This window comes from Anaerohalosphaeraceae bacterium (assembly GCA_035378985.1).
GTDB lineage: Bacteria > Planctomycetota > Phycisphaerae > Sedimentisphaerales > Anaerohalosphaeraceae > JAHDQI01.
This window is the reverse complement of the sequence record DAOSUR010000005.1, coordinates 90,220-115,189: the sequence shown is the minus strand read 5'-3', so window position 1 is coordinate 115,189 and position 24,970 is coordinate 90,220. Positions and strand designations below refer to the sequence as shown.

The 24,970-nt window shown below is 52.7% G+C and carries 19 protein-coding genes and 1 tRNA gene; 14 read left to right on the top strand and 6 right to left on the bottom strand.

What is annotated here, in order from left to right:
* The first annotated feature begins 11 nt into the window (after positions 1–11).
* Together PKY88_05585 and PKY88_05580 are read left to right on the top strand one after the other, a co-directional pair.
* Positions 12–686, top strand: a complete 675-nt coding sequence (locus PKY88_05585; protein ID HOQ04666.1) for a DUF4956 domain-containing protein — start codon at positions 12–14, stop codon at positions 684–686.
* Positions 687–805: 119 nt separating this feature from the next.
* Positions 806–879 (top strand) — tRNA-Val (locus PKY88_05580).
* A 96-nt stretch (positions 880–975) separates the two neighbouring features.
* Here the strand turns inward: PKY88_05580 and PKY88_05575 are convergent.
* The 3 genes from PKY88_05575 to PKY88_05565 all read right to left on the bottom strand — a co-directional run bounded on the left by PKY88_05575 (position 976) and on the right by PKY88_05565 (position 5,785).
* Complete coding sequence (locus tag PKY88_05575) at positions 976–1,596, bottom strand: PEP-CTERM sorting domain-containing protein (GenBank protein ID HOQ04665.1); 621 nt, start codon at positions 1,594–1,596, stop codon at positions 976–978.
* 66 nt (positions 1,597–1,662) lie between these two features.
* Entirely contained in the window at positions 1,663–2,262 is a 600-nt protein-coding gene (locus PKY88_05570) for a PEP-CTERM sorting domain-containing protein (GenBank protein HOQ04664.1), read from the bottom strand.
* 52 nt (positions 2,263–2,314) lie between these two features.
* The gene (locus PKY88_05565; protein HOQ04663.1) at positions 2,315–5,785 is read right to left on the bottom strand and encodes a right-handed parallel beta-helix repeat-containing protein; all 3,471 of its coding nucleotides are present in this window, start codon (positions 5,783–5,785) and stop codon (positions 2,315–2,317) included.
* Between the two features lie 1,007 nt (positions 5,786–6,792).
* On the opposite strand from PKY88_05565, the gene PKY88_05560 reads away from it, so the two are divergent.
* The gene (locus PKY88_05560; protein HOQ04662.1) at positions 6,793–7,734 is read left to right on the top strand and encodes a ThuA domain-containing protein; all 942 of its coding nucleotides are present in this window, start codon (positions 6,793–6,795) and stop codon (positions 7,732–7,734) included.
* A 196-nt stretch (positions 7,735–7,930) separates the two neighbouring features.
* Positions 7,931–11,050: a hypothetical protein gene (locus tag PKY88_05555; GenBank protein ID HOQ04661.1), complete on the top strand. Its 3,120-nt coding sequence runs from the start codon at positions 7,931–7,933 to the stop codon at positions 11,048–11,050.
* Here the strand turns inward: PKY88_05555 and PKY88_05550 are convergent.
* Positions 11,003–12,496 (bottom strand): nitrilase-related carbon-nitrogen hydrolase, encoded by a 1,494-nt coding sequence (locus tag PKY88_05550; protein HOQ04660.1) that lies wholly within the window; start codon positions 12,494–12,496, stop codon positions 11,003–11,005. The genes PKY88_05555 and PKY88_05550 overlap by 48 nt on opposite strands.
* 158 nt (positions 12,497–12,654) lie before the next feature.
* On the opposite strand from PKY88_05550, the gene mscL reads away from it, so the two are divergent.
* The gene (mscL, locus tag PKY88_05545; GenBank protein HOQ04659.1) at positions 12,655–13,071 is read left to right on the top strand and encodes a large-conductance mechanosensitive channel protein MscL; all 417 of its coding nucleotides are present in this window, start codon (positions 12,655–12,657) and stop codon (positions 13,069–13,071) included.
* 26 nt (positions 13,072–13,097) lie between these two features.
* On the opposite strand, the gene PKY88_05540 is transcribed toward mscL, so the two are convergent.
* Positions 13,098–13,871 (bottom strand): MBL fold metallo-hydrolase, encoded by a 774-nt coding sequence (locus PKY88_05540; protein ID HOQ04658.1) that lies wholly within the window; start codon positions 13,869–13,871, stop codon positions 13,098–13,100.
* Between the two features lie 243 nt (positions 13,872–14,114).
* Between PKY88_05540 and dnaK the strand changes: the two genes are divergently transcribed.
* The 3 genes from dnaK (at position 14,115) to PKY88_05525 (ending at position 17,236) form a co-directional block, all read left to right on the top strand.
* Positions 14,115–16,040 carry a molecular chaperone DnaK gene (dnaK, locus tag PKY88_05535; GenBank protein ID HOQ04657.1) on the top strand — a complete coding sequence of 642 codons (1,926 nt, stop codon included), beginning with the start codon at positions 14,115–14,117 and terminating at the stop codon, positions 16,038–16,040.
* Between the two features lie 346 nt (positions 16,041–16,386).
* Positions 16,387–16,764 carry a DUF4174 domain-containing protein gene (locus PKY88_05530; protein ID HOQ04656.1) on the top strand — a complete coding sequence of 126 codons (378 nt, stop codon included), beginning with the start codon at positions 16,387–16,389 and terminating at the stop codon, positions 16,762–16,764.
* Between the two features lie 214 nt (positions 16,765–16,978).
* Complete coding sequence (locus tag PKY88_05525; protein ID HOQ04655.1) at positions 16,979–17,236, top strand: NifU family protein; 258 nt, start codon at positions 16,979–16,981, stop codon at positions 17,234–17,236.
* A 6-nt stretch (positions 17,237–17,242) separates the two neighbouring features.
* Here PKY88_05525 and PKY88_05520 read toward each other — a convergent pair whose 3' ends face one another.
* Positions 17,243–19,072 carry a hypothetical protein gene (locus tag PKY88_05520; protein ID HOQ04654.1) on the bottom strand — a complete coding sequence of 610 codons (1,830 nt, stop codon included), beginning with the start codon at positions 19,070–19,072 and terminating at the stop codon, positions 17,243–17,245.
* Positions 19,073–19,278: 206 nt separating this feature from the next.
* Here PKY88_05520 and PKY88_05515 point away from each other — a divergent pair, with 206 nt between their 5' ends.
* The 6 genes from PKY88_05515 (at position 19,279) to PKY88_05490 (ending at position 24,955) form a co-directional block, all read left to right on the top strand.
* Complete coding sequence (locus PKY88_05515) at positions 19,279–19,506, top strand: hypothetical protein (GenBank protein HOQ04653.1); 228 nt, start codon at positions 19,279–19,281, stop codon at positions 19,504–19,506.
* 94 nt (positions 19,507–19,600) lie between these two features.
* Positions 19,601–19,723, top strand: a complete 123-nt coding sequence (locus PKY88_05510; GenBank protein ID HOQ04652.1) for a hypothetical protein — start codon at positions 19,601–19,603, stop codon at positions 19,721–19,723.
* Between the two features lie 72 nt (positions 19,724–19,795).
* The gene (locus PKY88_05505) at positions 19,796–22,162 is read left to right on the top strand and encodes a glycosyl hydrolase family 65 protein (protein HOQ04651.1); all 2,367 of its coding nucleotides are present in this window, start codon (positions 19,796–19,798) and stop codon (positions 22,160–22,162) included.
* A 3-nt stretch (positions 22,163–22,165) separates the two neighbouring features.
* Entirely contained in the window at positions 22,166–22,969 is an 804-nt protein-coding gene (locus PKY88_05500; GenBank protein ID HOQ04650.1) for an L-rhamnose mutarotase, read from the top strand.
* Positions 22,962–24,602, top strand: a complete 1,641-nt coding sequence (locus PKY88_05495) for a sodium/solute symporter (protein HOQ04649.1) — start codon at positions 22,962–22,964, stop codon at positions 24,600–24,602. Before PKY88_05500 ends, PKY88_05495 begins: the two co-directional genes overlap by 8 nt.
* The gene (locus PKY88_05490) at positions 24,599–24,955 is read left to right on the top strand and encodes a hypothetical protein (protein ID HOQ04648.1); all 357 of its coding nucleotides are present in this window, start codon (positions 24,599–24,601) and stop codon (positions 24,953–24,955) included. Before PKY88_05495 ends, PKY88_05490 begins: the two co-directional genes overlap by 4 nt.
* Positions 24,956–24,970: the final 15 nt, after the last annotated feature.

Genomic DNA, 24,970 nt, shown 5'->3' with positions numbered 1-24,970 from the left:
TAGGAGAAAAAATGATGATGCCGGCAGCTCAACTGAAGTTTCAATCGCTGGATTTGACGGTTTCGGATTTGTGGATTCCGATGGCTGCATCGATTGCGGCCTCCGTGGCGGTGTACTGGATGTATCATTTGTTTTACGGCTCGCGGACGATTGGGGCGGGCGTGGACCGGGCGTTTCTGCTCGGAGGGCCCGCGATTACCGCGCTGTTTCTGGGGATACAAAGTTCCATTCCGCTGTCGCTGGGACTGCTGGGGGCGCTGTCCTTTGTGCGGTTTCGCACGCCCGTGAAGGATTCGGCGGAAATCGGCTTTCTGCTGCTGCTGATTGCCTCGTCGATTGGGATTGCCACCGGCACCTATGCAATTGTGATTGTGCTGTTTGTTGCGGCGTTTCTGACGCTGACGGCGCAGGCGCTGCTGCGGCGGCAGTTTTGCCTGCGGCGGTTCAGCCATCTGCTCCTGTCGATGGACAGGGAGGCCTTTGACCGGCTCCAGCAGCCGCTGGAGGCGTTCCTCCGCGGGCAGGTGGACAACCTGCACTTGAAAACGCTTTCAGTGATGGACGGGCGGGTATCGCTGCAGTATCAGTTCCGAAAGCGGGCGGATTTTGACCGCGTCGGCTTTGTGCGGCAATTGAGCGGCCTCGCCGCCGGCACCCCTGTCGAAATCTTTCTGGGCGGTGCGTAAAAGATTCGACCTTAAATGGTCCTGGCTGATTAGAAGGAGAAAATCGGGCAAAGAGGGTTTTCCTGCTTGACAAAAAGCGGGAAATCGTGTATATGGCTTGCTTGTAAAGACTTATGTGCGGGCGGTTAGCTCAGTTGGCTAGAGCGCCAGCTCGACACGCTGGAGGCCACAGGTTCAAGTCCTGTACCGCCCAATACCGCATGTTACGCTGAATTCGGTATTTACGAATACCCGGCATGTAAGAAGAAAGGCTTCTGCATGTTTTGTGCGGAAAATCCCCTATTTGATCTTACTTCTTTTTCCAAATCCACAATCCGCCAAGTCCTACTATAAACAAGGACGCAGGTTCGGGAATAAATTTAATGTAATCACTGGTCGGAGAATAACCACGGTTTTGAATCTCAATGTTAAATCCTGTACCGTCCAGCCAATTGCCCAAAACACCTACTAATACACCAGCGCTGTTATAGGAATAGACCAAACTGTCTAAATCACAAACAAATGTGATCTGAACGTCAGAAACATTAAAACCTACTGTAACACTATCAATAATGCCCCCTGTTAATGTGGCATCTGTATATCCGTTTACATATAACAACTTAACATAACCTGCGGAGATATTAACAACATTATGCCCTGAAGGATATAAGCCTGTATCAATTGCTCCGCCTGACATGTTTAATACAGCAGAATCATACATTCGGACAGCCTCTACTTCACCGCCATAATAGTCCATGACAGTTGTATCCCATAGAGTAATATTAACCCCATATCCTCCTGTCATCAAAAGGGATTGCGTCCCCTTTAATGTCATATCTGTAAATTCCATTCCTTCTGAGATTGTGTAGGTATAGCCTGCAAAAGCCGATACAGACAAGACCAACAATAACACCATCATCAACTTTTTCATAAACATCCCCAGTCCATAATACAAAAAAAGGCCCCCAGTATCTGAAAGCCCCTTTTTTGAAATAGTTTATTTTTGTTTACGTCGCAGGAATAATCCGCCTGCCCCTAACAACAGCATTGTCGCTGGTTCGGGGATAATAGTAAAAGTAATATCGTCAATAGTCGGAGTATAGTTTGCAACATCAACAAGTTGAATAGCAAATGTTGTATCATTCGCCCAAATGCCCGTAAGCATTTTTGTTACTGTATTGTAATCCCAATCTTTGCAGATTATTTCAATGTATGGATCAACCTGTAAACCTACGAGTTGCGAAGTCTTCAATCGTTGAATGGTTCCTCCGCTTAATACCGCAGTAGCATAAGAACCAATACTAATTTCATAGACCTCTCCGCCAGAAAAATCAAGGTGAGCATAACCACCAACACTTAAGTCACGAATTCCACCACTAGGATATACTGTCTGATCATAAGGAGCTGTCCCCTGAATGACCGCAGAACTCGATCCTAATAAACTTAATGAATCTCCCCCGCCTCCCGTCATCAAAAGGGATTGAGTACCAGTCAGTGTTAATCCGCCAAAATCCATCCCATCCGTAATAGTATAGGTATAACCCGCAAAAGCCGATATCGACATTGCCAATGACATAATCAACACAAACCGTTTCATTGTTAATCCTCCAAACCTAATTTAGTTATCATTAATAAATCCGACATATCAATTAAAACTCCGTCGTCTTAATTGTCATGTCTTCCAATTCTGTAAGGCTTTGTTCCAAAAGGTCTTTGATTTCCTGCCAAGTCTGGGCATCTTCTCCCCCGGCATCAATAAAGACTTCAATATCTTTTAATAGAGATGCAATCTGTTCACGCTCCGCCACAGGGTCAAATTCTTCAACAGAAGATTCTTCTTCTGGGGACTGAGTCGCACTTAACGCAGAGATTGTCCCTGCCGATGATACAGATTTCGTTTCATACAATTCAGAAGACACTTGAGATTCCAAGGAGGCAGATGACATCATCATACTCTGCTGATTTGCAAGCTGCTCCTGATATTCCCGAATATCCGTTCGCCAGCAGGCCACCCACAGCCACGGTGCATCTTCCACCAATACCATCAGGTCGGCAACGTCAATGGAGTAAATACTATCGCCGGCAGTCGATAGATTGTACCGATATGCCGAGGAATACCAGTTTTCGCATCGGTTCGGGTCGATATAATAGGGACTGTTCGGGTCGTTCACTGGATTGTTTGGATCAAGTACCGCCGGATCATTTGGATCGTGAGCCAGCCAATTTTGAGAAAAACCGTTAAACTCATACATATTGACCAGCCCATCAGCATTCCAGTCATACGCATTATATACATCACTGCAATCGGGGTCGATTTCATCGGCTCCCATATCCACATAATTGCCCATCAGACGAGTTTGGCCATCAAGGTCATTCTGGTCTGCACACGATGTTGCCGGGTCGCCTCTGTCAATACACGGCGACGTAGGGAGTAAATGATAAATCACCACATTGGGGTCGCCGTCATAAGCAAACTGCGGATTGCAGCTGATATTTCCGTTACTGTCCGGTGTTGTCTGATTGGGATAATTGGGGTCATAAACACAACTATAGTGGGCCGTGACACTGCCGGTCATTTGGTCTTCGCCGGAAGATAATTTGTTGCCCCATAAGACACAGTTGCGAATATCAACGACGGCATTGGGGTCAACCGCATACACACCATAATTGGCGTTATAAACTATGGTGTTGTTATAAATTGCATAACCTGACCGTGGATAAAACAGGTACAAACCATAAGAAGCAGAATTTTCTGTTCCATTCAAACTAATCTGACTGTTGCGGATAACAGGAATTGAAAGTCTGGCGTAAATACCATGTTGACCATTCTCTGAAACTCGGCAATTTTCAACCGTAAGAGTTTTTGCGTTGTTGCCAAAATGATATATCCCGTCAGCTTCGTTTTTTTGGATGACACACCACTTTATTGTTACATTACTATTTTCTGCACGGATACCATATTTTTGATTGTCTTCAATGGAACAATTAAAAACTGCAAAATCGACGCTCTGTCCGAGAATTCCATATCCCTGATTACTTGCCTCTTTCACAATGAATCCATCAATCAGAGAATTATTACCCATCGTAACAATCGTATCATTTTGTAAAGTGGAATTAATATACCCAGACAGGATTGTCGGATATGCTTCAATATCCCGCTGGTCAATAGAGGTTTCATTGCCAGCAAAACCGCCATAAACAGAAACACCAGCCGGAATGGTAAAGGTATCGGTGGTCGCATTTCCCGGACTATAAATTGCACCGGCTACCCAAATCTGGCCGCCGCCGCATTTATTGATACGGGCTATCGCGTCCTGCAAATCCACATAAGCATTTTCCCAACTTGTTCCTGCATTAGAGCCTGTCGCATTACGATTCACGTAAATAATTCCCCCGTTATCCCAGCAGCAGACATTGGTTCTTTCTATTGCTACGGCCAGATTCCCTTCGCTGTTGCTTAAGACAGCCTTATTACGCAATACTCCTCCCGGTTCGGAAGCCGTATTGACAGAGACTTGAAAACTCACGCTGCCGCTGCTGCCCGGCGAGATATTGCCCAACATCCATGTAATCGTATGGGTCAACGGGTCATAAGAACCTGTTGGAGAGGAAGCAGGATACACCGACGGCTCATTAATTGAATTGGGTTCACTGGGGACATAATTGGGGTCATTCGGATCGGTCTGGCGGATAATAATATTTTCCAGTGTGGCCGGATTCGTAGCGTAATTAATTAAAGTCAATGTTACATATCCCGGCTGTATTGCAGTATAGAGGAAACTTGCCAAATTACCGTCCTGCATCGCATTTCCAAAGCTAACTGCACTGAATTGTATTCCTTCCTGCTGGGTATATCCGGGACCATAATAATCAAATGAAGTATCTCTCGGAGTAGCCATAATTTCAGCAGTTCCCGGATTATTGGGGTCGTATTCCGTATTATCAATCCAGCCCAGGTTAGGATCGGATGAGTTCACTTCCAGACTGAAAGCGTAAATATTTGTGTTTGCAGTTTCTTTTGCTACATACAGCCGGATACTCTGACCGACAGGCAGTGTAATATCATCAAGTCCATTAGCATCCGTAATACTAAGGACGAAATTGGGATCCGCCGGAGGTGCTGCGGGGGGCTGAGAGGCACTTGACCCGGTAAAACCTACAAAATCAACGCCTTTGGGAAGATAATCAATTAGTGAAACATTAGGAACCGTTTGACTACCGGTATTGTTCCATAAAATCGTATAGGTAAAAGTATCATGCAAATTGACACAGGGTGTCACGTTTGGATCGAGATTATCCGTCTTGGTCAATCTAAGCCCGTATTTGTTCATCCGGGCAACGGTAATAATGTCTTTGCCGCTTTCCCCGCCTAATTCAAATGGCACAAATATTTCATCCTGCAAAGTAAATGTGTCATGGTAAGATGTTCCCCAGTTGCACATGTCATCCGGTATGAGGTTATCATAAACGCCACTGGATAGTCCTTCGTCGGTAAATGTCTTAACTATCTGACTACCACCCGATTGAGGAATTACTCCCCACCCTGTAGGCAAATAAGAAAATGGAGGCGAATCGGTATCCCCCAGTGTAATCAACCCTGTCCCGCCACCATCCAAAACAAATTCAATCGCCTGAATTAAAAAAGTCTCAGCAGCATCCAAATTCGCATTGGTATGATAATCTGCATCGTGACCACTTAAAATAACTCTTCCTGTTATCCCTTCAGCTAAAATATCTCTACTCAGCCCCGATGTATTTCCACCTGCATTCCAGCCAACAATCAGAATATCATGGTTTTGCAGGTCAGCAAGTGTAACATTATTTCCAGAATCAGAATTACGTTCCGTATAAGACCAGCCCCATTTGTCCATTACATTTTTTATATTTGCTTCACTACCACGAGGATTGTAGATTAAAAAATGATATGCATTTGGATCAATATTTGTTGCCGGTAATTGGTTGCTCCCTGCCATTGCAGGAGCCATTAGCGTATTAGGATCAGAATTATTTAGATTGTCATCTTCCCCCCAACAAAGAGATTGGACGGTAAATATGCAAAGAACAATAAATACAAAATAAAATCCGTTTTTCCTCAGTTGCGTCCCTACTGCCGTAGCCATCGCCTTTCTCCTTTCACAATCCAATTTTTCTATCCTATATTTTCCTCTCCCTAACCACCCCGCAAGAACGGCTTGTGTTGTGTTTAAGATTAAGGAGCATCGTTTCCTTGCATCTCCCGTAGGCCCGCTAAAGCCTTTGATGAACGCAATTTCACGATGCCCCAACGTGGGGCACCGACTCTTGTGCGTCGCAGAAAAAAACATAACTGGCGATTATGATAGTGACGCTAAAAGTCCGTGGTCTTTCAAAAATTAATTATAAAAAGATTTCTGAGTTTTTTATCCTTCCATAAAATGATTCATGTTATTCCTTCACATTTTCAAATTATACAACATTTGGACACTTAAAGTCAACTAAAAAGGGGTATCCTTCCCCGGCAATATCCTATAATAACCCGTCTTTTAATATGAAGACTACAACCCTTATCAATTCAGATGATGATTGTTGATACTAATTTTGAGATTTTTATCAGTATTTTCCCGCCACAAAAATAGGCATTTCCCCTTATTTACGGTAGTATAACATTAGAAATTGCCTTCTGTCCAATTGATTTACAGTTTCAGCGGTAGGAGAACTCAATCTCAATATTCCTATGCAATTAAAACATGTGGAATAATCGGATACCCTGTCCCATTATCTGGCCCCTGCAAGCCGAGAGTACTCTACTCTCAAAACCGGTATACTACGCGCAATAACTGCAATGGCGTGCAATCGGGTGCAATAATTGCGAGGATTTTTGGAATCTCCTTGCTTTTTTATGCGAATTATAGCCCCTTATTCCGCAATAGGTTACGGATTGTTGACCCCTTTTTCGAATTGGCAAAACGGAATTGCTCGACACGCTGGAGGCCACAGGTTCAAGTCCTGTACCGCCCATTTTGGCGCAAAAACCTCATTTTCGGCTTCGGAAATGAGGTTTTTCTTTTTTTTGCGAAGGGGGTTGAGTACAATTGGAAAGTGATGACGGCCAAAGCGGACAAAACCCTTCAATTTTGGGAGGCAAGCAATGCTCGGACGCAAAATTTTGGCGGCGGCAGCGGTTCTGGTTTTCTTTTCTTTTTTTCACACCCTTTGGGCACAGCCGGATAAGCCAATGAATGAGGAAAAAACCCTTCCCAAAATAAAAGCCCTTCTTTTGGACGGCCAAATGGTCTATGAGGGCCACAAATGGCAGGAAACGACCCCTGTTCTGAAGGCCATCCTCGAATCCAGCGGGCGATTTGCCGTCGATGTGTTTACCTTCCCGCCGAAAGGGCAACCCAATGAGGATGTTTGTCCGCCGTTTTCGGATTATGAAGTCGTGGTGATGAATTATGAAGGCGACGCCTGGGCGGAGAAAACCAGACAGGCATTTGTCAGCTATATGCGGCAGGGCGGCGGGCTGGTTGTGGTGCATGCGGCGGACAATGCCTTTCCGGACTGGCCCGAGTGGAACGAAATGATCGGGCTGGGCGGCTGGGGCGGACGCAATGAAACAGCAGGCCCGATGGTTTGGTGGGAGGACGGCAAACTCGTTTATGATACTTCCCCCGGTCCGGCGGGCTATCACGGTCAGAAGGCCGACTGGGTTGTGACAATCCGAGACCCGAATCATCCGATTACGGTCGGTTTGCCGACGCGTTGGCTTCACTGCTGTGATGAGCTGTACAGCAAGCTGCGCGGCCCGGCGGTGAATCTGCATGTTCTGGCGACCGGCCGACAGGACCCCGCTCAGCGCGGCACCGGACGCGATGAATTATGTCTGTTTACCATTTCCTACGGAAAAGGGCGCATCTTTCATACCACACTCGGCCACGATGCGGCCTCGATGCAGTGCGTCGGGTTTATTGTCACGCTGCAGCGCGGGGCCGAATGGGCGGCCGCCGGAACGGTTACACTCAAAGAGGTGCCGGAGGATTTCCTCACCGAAACACAGACGCGCAGCCGTATGCTCATGCCCGCCAAATAATCTGCCATTATGCCGGGCGGCATTCTTATCGGACGAATCTTCAGCAGTTATCGGACACAGCAAAAAAACTGCCCGCAGAATTAATGTTTTCGCACACCAAACGGCGAAGATAACAAGGTGGCCGTATTGCAGGCACAATCCCGCCGGACGAGTTATCGGACGAGCGGCAAAACGGATTTTGTGTGAGGGCGTTCGGATGGATACGAAAGAAATACTGAACCGAAAAAGCCGAGTCCGCCAGGCGATGGAATGGATGAGCGAGCCGACCCTGTCTGCACCGGAAGATTCCGGCGGTGCCTCCACTCAAACGGCGGTGCTGGAAGAGCAGCTTCATCAGGTCCGTCAGAGACTGGCTCGGCTGGAACAGCAGAAAGAGAACCTCTCCCAGACGTGTGCTTCTCAGGACGCCTATATTGCGCAGCTGGCCCGTGAGTTCGCTGCGCTTCAGGCGGACAAGGCCCGTCAGGAAGAGGAATTGGAGCAGCTGCGTATCCATCAGACCGAATCGGCTCAGGCCCGTCAAACGGTTGAATCGCTCCAGCGGAAGCTGGAGGAGGCACAGGCCCGCATCTTTCATCTGGAGGAGGCGGCCCGGATACATCAATTGGAGGCCGGCCGCAGTCAGGATGCACTCGGAGAGGCGCTGAAGGAAAAACAGGCAGCCCTCGAAGAAAAGCAGGCGGCCCTGGCGGCTTTGGAAATGCGGGTGAATGAGCTGCTCGGCCGCCATCAGGAGCAGACCGGTCAATTGGAACAGATGCAGCAGACCTGCCGGCAGCTCGAAGAGGAAAATCATGCTCTTCGGACCCGCGTGGCTGAACTGACCGGTCAGATGGATGTGGTTCGTCTGCAGGAGGAAGCGGCCCGACAGCAGGCGGAACAGATGCGGGCTCTGCGGAACCAGACGGTACAGCAGCAGGAGCGGATTAGTCTGCTCGAGCAGGAATTGGCTCGGTCCCGACAGGCGGCTTGCCGGCTGGAGGAAGCCCTTCGGAATCATTATCAGAATACCGATGAACAGACCGCACGGCTTCAGCAGAAGATTGCTGAACAGGAGCGGCTCTTCCAGAAGGTGGCTGAGCAACGGGACCAGCTGTCGCTGGAACTGGATGACCTGCAGGAAACCCACAGCCGAATGAGAAATGAATATGCCTCGATGCAGGCCCGGCTGGCGGAGGCAAACCGGCAGCTGGAGGAACTGGCGGCCCGAAGCGGCCGAAGCGAGCAGGAACTCGAAGAGCTCCGGGCTCGGCAGCAGGAGGCGGCCGGTCTTCAGCAGCGTCTGGAGGCGGTGCAGGAGGAACTTCAGCAGGCCCGTCGGACAATTCAGCAGCAGCAGGAGCTGCTCACGAGCAGTCAGCACAAACAAGCGGCAGAACTGGCTGCCGCCCGCGAGGAACTGCTCCAGGCCCAGAAGACCATTGCTTCGCTGCAAAGCCAGCAGGTGCTTGCTGAGGAGCGCGGCCAGGCGGCTGAGCGGCTGAGCCGGGAACTCGACCAAGCCCGTCAGCGGATTCGTCAGCTGGAGGAGATGCTTCACAGCGGGCAAGAGCAGTCGGCTCTGCAGAAGGCGGCTCTCGAAACCGACCTGCACGAGCAGCGGACGATTTGCAATACGCTGACGGCCCGGCTGCGCGAGGCCGAACAGGCCCGCCAGCTGCTCGAACAGGAAAAGCAGATGCTTCAGGAGAAGCTGCGTCAGCAGGCCGACTCGTCGCAGGATGCGGCTCGTCAGCTCGAAGAAAGCCGTGCCTATCTGGCCTCCCTGCGGGAGGAATCGCAGCGGCGCCGGCAGGAGGCCGATGACCTTCGAAAGGCCCTTCAGGAAGCTCAGCAGAAACTCCAGCTTCAGGAATCGAGCCGAAGCCGAACGGAAGAGCAGATAGCCCGACTGGAGGCGGAGGCGGCCGATTTGCGAACCTGTCTGCAGCAGGTGCTGGAGGAAAAGGTGGCCCTGCGGAAGCAGCTGACCTCGCTGGAGGAGTTTGAGACGCAGTATCTGGCTGCTGAACAGACGGCCCGGCAGCTCCAGCGCACTCTGGAAGACCTGCAGGTGCGTCTGGAAGAAAAGAATCGTCTGCTCGAACGCAGCGCCGAGACCGAACAGCAGCTGCAGCAGCGGCTGGATGATTTGCAGGCCAAACTGGAGCAGAAAACCCAGCAGACAGCCCAGATGCAGCAGCAGGAGGAACATCTGCTTCGGCAGATTGAGGCCCAGAGCCGCACGATTGAACAGGCCCGCGCGGCTTATGAGCAGCTGGCCGAGGAGATGGAGCTGCGTCAGCAGGAGTTCGAGAAGCAGTGCCGTCAGCGGGATGAACAAATTGAAAAGCTGCAAGGTCAGCTGACGGAAATGACCGGCCGGGCGCAGGAGTTTGAGCGGCTCAGTATCCAGCGGCACGAAGAAAATCATCAGCTCAGGCGGGCTCTGGAGCGCAGTCAGGAGCAGGCGGCAGACCTGCAGGCGCGGCTGAGCCGCTGCGAGGAAGACAATCAGTCTCTTCGTCGGCAGGTCGAGCAGCTGCAGGAAACCGTCGGGGTGCTGGCCGAGACGCAAAGCCAGCTGCAGAAGGCCCGTCGATACATTGAATCGATGGAACAGATGCTGGCCCGCCAGACTGCTGAGCTGGAGGCCACACAGAAGCAGCTCAGCAAGCATGTGGAGTTTGCCCGGCAGCTGCAGATTCTCAGCCGGCAGTCCGAAGGCATCTGGGAACTGCCTTCGATTCGCCCGGCAGAACCGCCCAAGCCCGCGGAACCGGCCCCCAAGCCGTCTGTTCCGCCGACAGAGGGACCGCGCAACCAGCCGCTGACGGATGAGCCGTGTCTGATTACGAACCCGGCGGGCTCTTCGCCGGAATCAGCGGAGGCCCGGATTGCGGCTCTTCGCAATCAGCTGATGGAACAAACGGAGAATCTGCGGCGGGCCCACGAAACGATTCGTCTGCTGCGGGAGCAGAAGCCGGTCAATCCCGCCCCGCAGACGCCCGCGCCCGGACCGATACCTTTATCGCTGAACGACAATGCCTCGGCGGAAGTGTCCTGGATCAGCAAGCCGCCGGCCGAACGGCAGCAGGCCCGCGCGGCAGTCTGGCAATTCCTCGAAGAGCAGGAGCGAAAGGCGGGTCCCAAGCCGGCTCCGATTCATATTCCGGCTGCGGCTCTTTCGCATGCAAAATCAACCCAGAAGCCGCAGGCGGAGTCGGAAGAGCCGCAAACCCCTCCGGCCAAACCGCAGGCCGCCGAACCCGATGAAAAAACCAAATCGTTATTCCGCAAGTTCGGTCTGCTGGGCGGCTGGGGCGCCGGAAAATAGCGGAGATTCCTGTTGTGTTTTTTCTGAGGCGGTCTCCTGACCGCCTTTTTTATTGGTGCGGTTCAATCCGCGGCAGGCAGCGGCGGCCAGAATAACCCCGCAGACCGTCAAGAGCGGCGCAAAGCCGAAGCGGCTGAACAAGGGAATCGTCTGAACAATCGGCATATCGGCGACGAGCAGCCCCGGCCCTTCTTTGTAATGGTCCATTTGGGCGAGTATCCTTCCTTTCGGGTCAATGGCGGCACTGATGCCGCAGGCGGCGCCGCGGATGATTCCGTATCGGCCTTCAATAGCTCGTGCCCGCACCGCCTGCAGATGCGGATAGCGGATGGTCTGCCAATCAGCCGTCGGACAAAGCACAATCGGTGTCTTCCATCGCCCGTAATGCCGCGTCAGACGGGGAAAATTGTCGTCCTGACAAATCAATCCGCCGACGGCAATGTTTTCGATGCAAACGGTTTTGAGTTCGCCGCTTCCGCCCCATCGCGGCTCCATCGGCGTCAAATGGGTTTTGGTGTATTCTTCGACAATTTCCCCTTCGGGCGACATAAAGAACATGCGGTTTTTGTGTTCGGAGATATTCAGGTATCCGACGGCCAGCCAGAGGCGGCATTCCCGGGCGATTCGTCCGAACCGCTCCATCCATTCCTGCCGGTTGTGGTCTGCAATACAAAAGCCCAGCTCGCCGGTGGTAAAAAGCACGGCGCCTTGACGGGCAGCCTGCCGTGCCGGTTCGGCAAACAGTTTTTCAAATCCTTCAGTGCTGTGCGGGTCAATTTCGGAAGAGCTGTCATCAAACACCCAGCCCGCCGCAGCCGCGCGAAGGTGCCCGCTCGGTTTCTGCAGAAAAAGTCCGGTGTTCAGGATGCCCAGGCCGAGCAGAATAGCAGCCAGGGCCGAAGCCGCCCGTTTACGGCAGGCGGGGCGGGCCAGAAGACAGCTTGCCAGTCCCTGCAGAGCGCCCAGCATCAGCGGAACGCCGCAGATGCCGGTTAACGAAATAAACTGGATTAGAATCGGATAGGCCGTCCAGCTCCGCGCAAAGGATTGGGCCAGTCCCCAGATGGGAACGGCTGTGCAGGATGCCCAGTCCAACAGGGCCCAGAAGGCCCCGACAGCCAGCGAACCGAGAAGAACGCCTTGTCGAACAAGGAACGCACAGCCCAGACAAAGCAGGGTCAGAATCCCGGTGAACCAAATCAGCAGACCGACGGTAACAAGCAAAGGCATTCGCAGGGCGAACATCTGCGGAATCGAAAAGGACAGACCCATATAGAACCCGCACAGCGCGGCGCCTTTGGGGTTGAACGTTCGCAGACTCAAGAACAGCAGAACCGGCAGAGCCGATAATTGCAAAAGACACAGAGGCCCGTACAGATTGCCCGCCATCAGCAGCAGCCCGCCCGCAATTCCCGCTCCTCTATAAGCCCATTCTCCCCTGTCCATAGCTAGTTCCAAGATGCCAAGGAGGACTCTCTTCCGCAAGAGAAATCTGTCTTGGATTTTTCAAGTAAATAGTTGTTTTTTTCTTTCTTTGGATATGATTTAATACGCAAACGGTGGAAGCAATTCGAAACCGTTTTTTTACAGGAAAGGAGTGCCGTATGAGTCTGTGGAAGGAATTCAAGGCGTTTGCGATGCGGGGCAATGTGATTGACATGGCCGTCGGCATCATCATCGGGGCCGCCTTCGGCAAGATTGTCAACTCGCTGGTCAATGATGTTCTGATGCCGCCGCTGGGAATGCTGCTGGGCCAGATGGATTTCTCGGAGTTTTCGATTACGCTGCGGGATGCCGTAGTTTCCGAGACCGGGCAGGTGGTTTCGCAGGCCGTCAAAATCAACTACGGGATGTTCATCAACACGGTGATTAATTTCATCATTGTAGCCGCTGCAATCTTTGCCTTGATTAAAATTATCAATCTGGCCAAAAAGAAAGAAGAGGCGGCTGCACCGACTCCGGCTGCGAGCAGGCAGGAGCTTCTGCTTGAAGAAATCCGCGACATTCTGAAATCCAAGTAGCGGCGTTCCCCGTCGGGGACTGGGCTTCAGGGCAGCCGGCGAATTCGGACCTCGATGTCCTTGTCCTCGGCCAGCAGCCGGACCAGCTCATTCGGGTCGGTCTGCCCGTAGTGATAGGGATAAAGCACTTTGGGGCGGAACATCCGGGCCGCATCCGCGGTCATCTGGGGCGTCATCGTAAAGGGCAGATTCATCGGCAGGAAGGCGACGGCAATATCTTTGAGGTTTTGCATTTCCGGGATGTTTTCCGTATCGCCGGCGATATAGACCCGTGTCTTGCCGAACGTGATGACATAGCCGCTGCCCTGTCCTTTCGGATGGAAGGGCTGACCGTCCGGCCGTTTATGAATCAGGTTGTAGGCGGGTACGGCTTCGATGTCCATGTCCAGCAGTTTTTTCCTGTCCCCGTTTTTCATCACCAAACCGTTCGGGACGGCCTCCCTGCATTTTTCGGGAATGACCACGATGGTGCCGTCTTTTCGAAGCAGCTCGACCGCCTTAGGGTCCAGATGGTCTCGGTGTTCGTGCGTAATCAGAATCAGGTCCGCCTTGGGCAGTTTTGTGTAGTCGGCCAGCTGCGTCCAGGGGTCGATGTGAATGACCTTGCCGCCGCAGGTCATCATCAGCGTGCCGTGCCCGATAAAGGTAATGACCAAATCCCCCAAATCAGTCTGAAAGACATCGGTTTCGAATGCCTTTTCCTGCTTTTGTGAGTCTTTCGGCTCATCCGCCGCCCGGACGAAAGCGAAAAAGAACATTAGCAAGCAGGAGACAAGAAGAAAGATGATTTCCCTTTTCATTGTTATTCCCTCCTGAACAGAAAAATGGATTGTCTTTTCAGGAAAACAGGATGGTAAGTCATTTTTGGCTCGGAAATCAAGTTATTTCTGTCAGCGTTCTGCCAAATTGACATAAGATGACGATTGCAGGGTGACCATAAAATATTATCACTAAAGCAGATATGATTTCTTGCGGGGCCTGGCACAACCTTTGCACATCCCGAGTTCAAGCGATTTTGACAACAAAAAAGAGGAGATCGAAATATGGCAAAAATTATCGGCATCGATTTGGGGACAACCAACTCTGTGGTGGCGGTAATGGAAGGAAGCACACCGAAGGTGCTGATTAATGCAAACGGCAGCCGACTGACCCCTTCGGTGGTTGGTTTCACCGAAAAAGGAGAACGTCTGGTCGGCCAGGCGGCCCGCCATCAGCAGGTTACGAACCCGAAAAACACCATTTACTCTATTAAGCGGTTCATGGGCCGACGGCACCGTGAGGTCAGCGAGGAAGAAAAAATGGTGCCTTATACTATCGTCGGCGGTCCGGATGAACTGGTGAAAGTCAGGGTTCGAGATAAAGAATATACCCCACCGGAAATCTCCGCAATGATTCTTCAGGACCTCAAGAAAACGGCGGAAGATTATCTGGGCGAAAAGGTTACCCAGGCCGTCATTACTGTGCCTGCCTATTTTAACGATTCCCAGCGGCAGGCCACAAAAGATGCCGGCACCATTGCCGGTCTGAAGGTCGAGCGCATTATCAATGAGCCGACTGCGGCGGCTTTGGCCTACGGGTTGGAAAAGAAGAAAAATGAAAAAGTAGCCGTTTTTGACTTCGGCGGCGGGACGTTTGATATCTCGATTCTCGACATCGGAGATAATGTTTTCGAAGTTCTCAGCACCAACGGCGATACGCATCTGGGAGGCGATGACCTCGATGAAGTTCTGATTAATTATCTGGCCGAAGAGTTCCGCAGGACGGAAGGGATCGACCTGCGTCAGGACCCGATGGCTCATCAGCGGCTCAAAGAGGCCGCCGAAAAGGCCAAGTGCGAGCTGAGCACGCAGGTGGAGACTACGGTCAATCTGCCGTTTATTACGGCCGACCAGAACGGGCCGAAGCACCTAAATATTACAATTACACGGAGCAAGTTTGAGGCCCTTTGCGACCATGTGTTTGAGCGGCTCAAAGCCCCGTGCTATCGGGCGCTGGAGGATGCCAAGCTGCGTCCGGAGGATATTCAGGAGGTTCTGCTGGTTGGCGGTTCGACTCGAATTCCGAAAGTCCAGCAGATTGCCCGGGAAATCTTCAAAAAAGAACCCAACAAGAGTCTCAATCCCGACGAGGTTGTGGCGATTGGAGCGGCGATTCAGGGGGCTATCCTGGCTGGCGATGCAGGCGTGAAGGATATTCTGCTGCTGGATGTGACGCCGCTGTCGCTGGGTGTGGAGACGCTCGGCGGAATAATGACCAAGCTTATTGAGCGGAACACGACAATTCCTACAACCAAAAAGGAGATTTTCTCCACGGCGGCGGACAACCAGACCAGCGTCGAAATCCATGTCCTGCAGGGGGAGCGTGAATTCGCCAGGGACAACCGCACACTCGGCCGCTTCCAGCTGACGGGGATTCCGCCGGCGCCTCGCGGAGTGCCTCAGATTGAGGTGACGTTCGATATTGATGCCAACGGGATTCTGAATGTCTCGGCCAAAGACCTCGGGACCGGCAAGGAGCAGTCGATTGTCATTCAGTCCAGTTCCGGCCTGAGCAAGGAAGAGGTCGAGCGGATGGCCAAAGAAGCGGAAGCCCATGCGGCGGAGGATAAGAAACGCCGTCAGGTGGTTGAGATGAAAAATCAGGCCGACCAGATGATTTACCAGACGGAAAAGCAGCTTAAGGAATTCGGCGATAAAGTGCCGGCGGATGTCCGAAGCCGGATTGAGTCGGCTATGAATAACCTCAAAGAGGCCGTTAAAGGCGATGACGGTGAGGCGATTCGACGGGCGCTGGACAACTTCAACAGTGAGGTGCAGCTGCTGGGCAAGACGCTGTATGAGGAAGCGGCCAAACGGCAGGCCGCATCCGGCTCGGCCAAAACCTCCGGAACCCATACGCCGCCTCCGGAAGGGGAGGTTCGCCGAAAAGGCCCCAATGATGTGATCGATGCCGAGTTTGAGGCCAAATAGTCCACTCTGCCGTCAAGTTCCTGTCTGAATGAAAAGCCGCTTTTTCAGTATTGAAAAGGCGGCTTTTTTATTGAATGCTCCTCGAAAGCTGCGAGCATTTCCGCTCGACCTCCGAAACTTTCACAAAGGAGAAAGGTGGAATCCAGATTTCCGGCACATATTTCTTGAATGCTTTTTAAGAGTCTCAACGGATTCGTATGGAATCCGAACTTACTGTTCTGATGTGCAGAAATGTGAAGTTTTTGTCCTATAAAATCTTTTTTTTCTTGACCTTTTGGGGTTTTGTTCGTATAAAGAGAAACGTTTGCGAGGGTGATGCCGTGCTGTTCAGAGAAGGGAGTCGATTATGGTAATACCCAGACCACGGCTCAGCGAATTAAAAGCCCAACCCCCTTTGCTTATCATTTTTTCTCCCACGCCGGATCATCGCTGTTATCAAATGCAGGTCGAACAGCTGGAAAGCATTCGGCTGGCAATGCAGGATTGTCGTCTGACGGTGGCGGAGATTTTTGAACAGGGGCAGGGACGGATTGGCCAGACGGAGCTTCCTGCTGACGGATGTGCTCGGTTTCGCGAAAAGTTTCATATTTGTCCGGGCCAGTTTAAGGTTTTTTTGGTCGGCAGCGATTCAGAAGTGCATCTGGTTTCTGAAGACTGCATCTCCTGGCAGGAACTGCTGATGCGGGTGGACAACGCGGCCAAAACCTTTACACCGAGCCTCTGAGGGTATTGTCAGGGAGGCCGGAAACGAGATGGCCGCGGGAAAGAAGGGGGTCTTTTAAAAACCGGTTTTCTGTAAACCGGTTTCTTTTTTTTTCAGTAGAATCGAAGAGATTGTAAAAAGGAAAGTTAGTGTTTTTGGAAAACAGTTGTACCTTTTGTTATGTTTCGGTACAATATTGGGAAAAGAAACAAGATATACTTTGGAGATTATACACATGTGCGATACATGCGGCTGCGGGCAAAAGAGTTTTGAAACGAAAGTATCGGAGGTGATTGATTCCATCCGCCCGATGCTCCAGAATGACGGGGGCGATATTGAGTTAGTCGGTGTTGATGCGGATCATAAGGTTCGTGTGCGGCTTCAAGGGGCTTGCCGAGGATGTCCCGGGGCCAGAATGACCCTGAAAATGGGGGTGGAGCGGCTTCTGAAACAGCGGGTGCCGGAAGTCAAGGAAGTCGTGGCTGTTGATTAGGTGAGTTTAGTTTGAATCAGGATTCAGACGGTAGATTAAGATAAATCGTTTTGGATAAGATGGATTACGAATGGTCCCGACCAAATGGAAGGGACCATTTTTTTCGGGGGGCATGATTATTTTCCCATCCCGAATATGGGCACCCAAGTGGTCAATGCGGTCTAAACGATATTTTTTGTAATAACTGTTCGAATAGGCAAATCCCAAACGGGAATCCCAGGCAAGATAGGCAATATTTTTCTTCAGACAGTCCTCAAGGAACTTTTCGGGGGTGTCCCCATCTATATTTTGGGTATGGACAAAATTTGTATTCATGCCCTCCAAAAATTGTATAAGGAGATGAGGCATAGTCGTGACCATTTTTTGGTCAGGCGATGCATTCTGTTGATACCAGACCGCTAAATCCTTGAACTCCCGGTCGAAATCGCCGTTTCCGAGTTTTCGGATGATTTCACTCTGGTTGGCAAAGAGTGCCCATGATGTGATTCCCAGAACAGCTGCGGTCCATCCAGCTAATCGGGCTTTGGTTGAGGCAATTCCTATTGTCCCAAAAAGAACCGAAAAAAGGAGGGCAACCCATGGTACAGAAGCAGAACGAGGGCTGAACTTTTGGATTTGTGCAAGCGGTTCGACTAATGCAAGAGCGGCGATAATCCCTATGAGAAAAAGAAGCGACTGGGAGATGATTACGGCTGGTTTGGGAATAGGAATGTTTTCTTTGAAAAGAAGCCAAAGACGGCGAAAGCCGAACAGCCAAAGCAGAAGGACCAGCCAGGCGATAGGAGCGGCGTAGCGCGGGCGGGTGCCGGTGCGGGCCGAATGCAGAAGAAAGTAAACGGCCGTGAAAACAAGGATGGGCACCAGCTCGGTGTGTTTTTTCCAGAGAATAAAGAGGACGGCGGTTACCAGACCTGCCCAGAAAAGCACTGTACAAAGAATGACTACGGACCGGAGAGGAGGATACGGGGTCTGGAAAAACGGCTGGATGGTGATTTGCCGGAGGATTTGAGCGAAGCGTCCAAAGACCATTGAACCGCTTTCGGCGGCTTCCGTGTAGCTGGACAGGTAGTCTCCGGAGCCGGAATGGCGGGTGAGGAATTGTCCGAGCACCCAAAGGGCGGTCGGCAGAGCGGCCGAAAAGGCCATGGCTGTTGAGAGAAGCTGCTGACGGAGGGAGGATTGCCGGAGGATATCCGAGAGCAAAACGAGGAGGATGAGGACGGCTCCTTCATAGCGGATGAAGGCAGCGCCGAAGGCAGCGGCATAAGCCCAGCGGCTGGGGAGCAAAAGCAGCCAGAAGGTCAGCAGAAAAAAGAACAGCAGAGGAATTTCGGCGATGGGATGCACCAGCCATAGAAGTACCTCAGGATTGACCAGAGCCAGGAGTGCGGCCCAGAAAGCCATGCGTCCGAGGAAGCGGCGGGCGATGAGATAAAAGAGCCAGCCGCACAAGGGATAGAGCAGAGCATTGAGCAGCAGGCCTGCAGTCAGGACCGGATGGGGACCTTTGAGAAAGATACTCAGAGCGATTTGCAGGATGCCCAGGCCGGGGAGGCGTTTGAAAGAAGCCGGCAGACGAAAATTCAGGATGTCGCGGGCGGTTTGGACGAAGGCGGGAAAGTCCGAGTTGGGGACGGCCTGATGGCCGAAATAGAGAACGGAAAGGTAAGTGCCGAACAGCAGGACAAGCAGCGGAGCGGCTGCTTCGGGACTAAGCAGACGGCGGAAAAAGGCGGCAGAGGCCGACCCCGGTACAGAGGGTGCAGTTGATGAGGATGGTGACGCCGAAACCGCCGGCTCTATATGCTGTCTGTGTTTTCTGTGTCGGGAAGTCATTTGTTTGCGAGCACAACACCCAAAGACCATTTTGTTAACTTTATTTTTAGGGAACGGTTTTGTCCAGGAAAAAGCAACCGCAGATTTTCACAACAGATTTCGCGGATTATACGGATTGGGAAAAGGAAGAATGAGGAAAAAGCGGCCGGCGACCAGAGGTCGAGCTCGGGGGGAGGACAACGAAAACCAAATAGAAAAAAGGCAAAATGAAAAGAAGGATGGCTTTTTGTTTTCCCTTTGCTGAAGCTTCACAAGATAAAGTGCGGGCCTTTTTCTTTTCTTTATCTGATCTGTGTCATCCGCCCGCCGTGCTGCGATTGTCGCGGCAGGTGAAATCTGTAATTAAAAACTCGTTTACATCCGCGGAAATCTTTGCAGGACGGGTTGCGAGACTGTGGGAAGAAATGGCTGGATTCCCGCCTGCGCGGGAATGACGGGGGCTGCGCGGGAATGACGGGGGCTGCGCGGGAATGACGGGGGCTGCGCAGGAATGATAGGGGGCTGCGCGGGAATGATAGGGGGCAGCGGATGGAAGGGCAGAAGAAGAAGATTGAAAAGGCCGACGGCAGTCAGTACAATCCAAACCCGTACGCTCGGGAATCGGAGGGGCCGAGGTGTCCGTCGATATGCGCCGGCGGCAAGCTCGATTGACAAGAGTTTCCAAACAGAATAAAAACCGCCGCAGTCTTGTGAGCGGGCGAATTTCTTTGAAACGGGAGAGTTATGCATTTGGCGAAACATCCGGAACGGATTTACGGAGGCGACCCCTGGACCATCACAGAGGAAGGATTTCATCCGGAAAAACAGCGGCTCAGTGAATCGATTTTTTCGCTGGGCAATGAATATATGGGGGTGCGGGGCTATTTCGAGGAGGGCTACAGCGGCGACCATCTGCTGGGCAGTTATTTCAATCATCTCTACGACTACCTGCCGATTCAGCATGACCAGTTTTTCAAGGGGATGATTACCCGCGGCGGTGCGATGATTACGGCGGTGGACTGGCTGTACACCCGCATCCGGATTGACGGAGAACCGCTGGACCTTGCCGTATCGCGAATCAGCGGATTCCGGCGGGTTCTGGATATGAAGACGCTGGTTTATACGCGGGAGTTTGTCTGGCATCTTTCGTCCGGCCGACAGGTTCACGTGGCATTTACGCGTTTTCTGAATATGGACATGACGAAAATGGGCTGCCAGCGGATTGTGTTCAAGCCGCTGAATTTTTCGGGGCAGGCCGAGATTATGCTCGGACTTGATTTTAATCCCCGCTATGAAATTGCCTCCGGCTGGACGCAGACCCAGACAACCGGGTCGGCGGATTCAGCGAAAGGAGAGAATTTCTGGCGGGAGGTTCGGAAAGATTCAGACGAGGCTGGATGCCGCATTCTGGCCCGGACAAAGGGGACGGGTTTTCCGCTGTTTTCAAGCTTTTGGATGCGGACGGGACGTCCGGTTTGTCCGCGGGTCGAGAGTCGGGAGAAGTTCATCGGCCTTCAATTTTCCCTGCCGCTGGAAGAAAACCAGCCGGCCTGGATAGAGAAAATCGTTGTCAATCACTGGGAAAAGAACAGTGATACAGAGGCGGTCTGGGAGCAGGGGTGTGCCCTGGCTGATAAATATGCAGGCGTGAGCTTTGAGGAAGCTCGCCGGCGGCATACAGCGTTTATGGAGCGTGTCTGGGAGCGTTTCGGGATTGATATTGAAGGGGATGACGAGACGCTGCAGGGGGTGCGGTTTTCCATTCTGTCGTGCTATCAGACCTATCACGGAGAGAATCCGCGGCTGAATCCGCTGTGCAAGGGGATGACGGGGGAGGTGTATTTCGGCTGGGCGTTCTGGGATACGGAAATCTACTGCCATCGGTTTCATTTGTTTGCCAATCCGGAAGCGGCAAAGAATCTCCTGATGTACCGCTATCATACGCTGCCGGAGGCGCTTCGGCGGGCAAGGGAGCTGGATTGCCGAGGGGCACGCTATCCGTTTGCCACAGTTTCGGGGTATGAAGACTCGGGCACCTGGCAGCATGTGGACCTGGAGCATCATATCAGCGGGGCGGTCGGGTATGCGATTTGGCAGTATGTCCATGTGACCGGCGACAAGGAGTTTCTGTATCGGGAAGGCATCGAGATGCTGCTTCAGATATCCCGATTTTTCGCCAGTGCGGGGGACTGGAGTCCTTTGAACGGGGATTTCGGTCTGTACGGTGTGATGGGGCCGGATGAGTTTCATATGATGGTCAATCACAACTTTTACACCAATTACCTGGCCAAGAAGATTTTCCTCTATACGCTGGAGGTGCTGGAGGAGATGAAGCGGGAGGCGCCGGATAAGTATCAGACCGTCGTTCAGAAGGTCGGGCTGGAGGCGGGCGAACCGGAGGACTGGAGACGGATGGCTGAAAAGATGCGGATTCATCAGGACCCCAGGACAGGCGTTTTTGAGCAGCACGCCGGCTATTTTGACCTGCCGCATGTGGAAGTGGATAAGATTCCGATGAGCGAGATTCCCATTTACAAGAACTGGGCCTACATTCGCATCTTTCGGAAGAATATGATCAAGCAGCCGGATGTGCTGAATCATATGTTTTTCTTCAGTGAAGATTTTACTCTCAAGGAAAAACGGGCGAATTATGAGTTTTATGAGGCCCGGACGATTCACGAGTCGTCTTTATCGCCGTCGCTGCACTCGATTTTGGCGCTGGAATTGGGAAAGGCCGAGGAGGGCTATGCGTTTTTTACCTATGCGGCCCGGCTGGACCTGGACAACTACAACCGCAACACGGAGCAGGGGCTTCATGCGACGTCGGCGGCGGGGGTGTGGGCGAACCTGGTCTGCGGGTACGGCGGGATGCGCAGCGACGGTGCGGTGCTGTCGTTTCGACCGCAGATTGCCTCGGCCTGGAAGCGGTACCGGTTCCAGGTGCATTATCGGGGGCGTCTGATTGAAGCGGAAGTGGACAGAACACAGGCGCGGTTTCGGCTGAAGGAAGGCGCCCCTGTGGACATAAAGATTTATGACCGGGTGTATCGGATTGATTCGGCCGGCGTGCAGGTGCCTTTGGAACTTGAGCCGGCGGAAGAAAGGAGATGAGCGATGAGACATTTCAGGTGGATTGTGCCGACGGCAATAGCGGTGCTCGGCTTTGCGGATGCGTTTGCGTTTTCTCCGTATGAGAACTACCTGCTGTCGGGCAAACCTACGTATGCGGGGCTGCTGGCCCGTGCCAAGGCGGGGCGGGAGGTCCAGCTGGCCGAGGAGCTTTTGAAGGTCTGCACGGACAAGGAGAATGTGCGGATGCTGCGGGCGGGGATTTCGAATCCGGCGGCGTTTCGGCGGCAGATTCAGGGGGAAACCTGGTTTCTGGTTGTGTTTCAGTATGCAGGCGGAAAACCCTATCTGACGGCGGCGGAGGCCTTTGAGAGCATCACGCCGGAGCTGAAGGAGCTGATTGAGCCCCATCCGCGGGCGGTGCGGTATGGGCGGTGCTGGCTGCAGGCGGAATGGATTAATTATATCCGGGGCCTGAATGTGGAGGGGGCTCCGTCGCAGGTTCTGTCGATGGTGACGACGATTCGGCCGGAAAAGGAAAGTGAATACCGCAGTCTGCACCAGACCGTCTGGCCGGGCGTGGTGGACCAGATGATTCGCGGGAACAACCGAAACTTCTGCATCTTTCTGGCGGAAATCGGGGATACGCTGTATGAGTTTTTCTATCTGGAGTATATGGGGAGCGATTTTGAGAAAGATGACCGGATGAACCAGCAGGATCCGGTCAATCAGCGGTGGTGGGCTCAGACGGGTCCCTGTCAGAAACCGCTGCCGGGGGAAAAGGAGATTTGGTCGCCGATGTTTCCCGTAGCAGAGTCAGCGGCCCAAAAGGAGTCCAAGAATGGGTAATCCGGCGTGGATTTTGGCGGCCGGAGTTGTGATGCATCCGCTGGATATGTGGGTTTTCGGGGGGTATTTGGCGGCGCTGCTGGCTATCGGCGGTTTTGTGAGTTATCGGCGCCGCCGGAGCGAGGATTTGTTTCTGGGGGACCGCTCGATGGGGTGGGGGAATGTGGGTTTGAGCATTTTCGGCACGAACATCGGCCCGACATTTTTAATCGCCTCGTGCGGGGCCGGCTATACGACCGGGATGGTCACGGCCAATTATGAATGGATGGCGTGGGTCTTTCTGTTTCTGCTGGGCATGGTTTTTCTGCCGTTTTACCTGCATACGAAAATCTCCACGATGCCGGAGTTTCTCAAGAAGCGTTTCGGGCCGGGCTGCTATACGTTTATGACGTTTTATTCTCTGCTGGGGATTGCGGTTTTGTGGATTGGGGGGACGCTGTTTGCCGGCGGGGCGCTTCTGTCGCAGTTTCTGGGGTGGGACCTGATGCCCTGTGTGTGGCTGCTGGCGGCCGTATCGGCCAGTTTTACGATTGCCGGAGGGCTGGCGGCGGTGATGGTGACGGATTCGTTTCAGTCTGTTTTGATGATTGTGGGGGCTGCACTTTTAACCGTGATTGCGGCGGGGCGGCTGGAGCCGTTTTCGGCACTGGCTCAGATTCGATGCGTTTCCGTGCCTGCGGAGCTGACTTGGAAACTGCTGCATCCGGCCGGTTCCGACAATCCCTGGTATGCATTTGTGCTCGGGTATCCGGTTTTGTCGCTGTGGTTCTGGTGTTCGGACCAGACGATTGTCCAGCGGGCTCTGGGGGCGCGGGATTTGAAGCAGGGCCAGGGGGGCACTTTGTTTGCGGCGTTTCTGAAAATCCTTCCGCCGTTTCTTTTTCTGCTGCCGGGGATTCTGGCGGCTCAGCTGCTGCCGGGGATACCGGATGACAAACAGGTATTTCTGAGGATGGTCAGCACCTTTCTGCCCAGCGGTCTGGTTGGATTGATGATTTCGGTTTTGGTGGCCGCCGTGATTTCGACACTGGATTCGGGGCTCAATTCCTTCAGCACGATTTTTACGCTGGACATTTACAAACGCTGGATTGCGCCGACGGCGTCGGAGCATCGGTCAAAGCAGGTCGGGCGCATCACCACGTTTGCGGCGGCGCTGCTGGCGGTTGGGATTGCCTGGTTTCTGAGCCGGGTGGAGGGAACAAATCTGTTTAATCTGTTTCAGGGGATTATCGGGTATATGGCTCCGCCGGTGGCGGCGGTTTTTGTGCTGGGGATTTTCTGGAGGCGCTCGACGGCCAAGGCAGCCCTGCTGACCCTGATTGTCGGCTCGGCGGTTTCCCTGACCATCGGGGTCTGCGATATTACCAATGTTTTTGCGAACGAGAGGGGGGAGGATATTTTCCCGCACTTTCTTCTGCTGTCGTTTTATTTGTTCGTGGGGATTGGACTTTTTATGATATCGGCGTCTTGTGTGACGCGGCACAGTGCTACGGAAACGCCGCTGCCGATGCTGCGTCAGACGTATCGGGAAAATCCGGGGCTTGGGAAGGCCGGCTTTCTCGGATGGGGGATTCTGGCGGCGGTGATGATCGGGTTGTATCTGTTTTTTCAGTTCGGGATGGGGGCCCAATGAAAATGAACCAGCAGGGCAAAAAAGCGGCGATCGGGTGGGTGCAGGCCGGCGCTGCAGGTTTTCTGGCAGTGATTCTGGGGGTCGGCTGTGCCATTCTGCCGTCGTCGGGGTCGATGGAGTTTTATGTTGCGCCGGACGGAGATGACCGAGCGGAAGGGACGGCGGAGCGGCCGTGGCGGACGCTGGAGCAGGCACGCGACCGGATTCGGCGGCTCAACAAGAATATGCAGCAGGATATCGTCGTTTATCTTCGCGGCGGGGTCTATCCGCTGGAGAGGCCCTTCGTGCTGACCCCGGAGGATTCGGGCACGAACGGGCACTGGATTCGCTGCCGGGCGTATCCGGGAGAATAACCGGTCTTAAGCGGG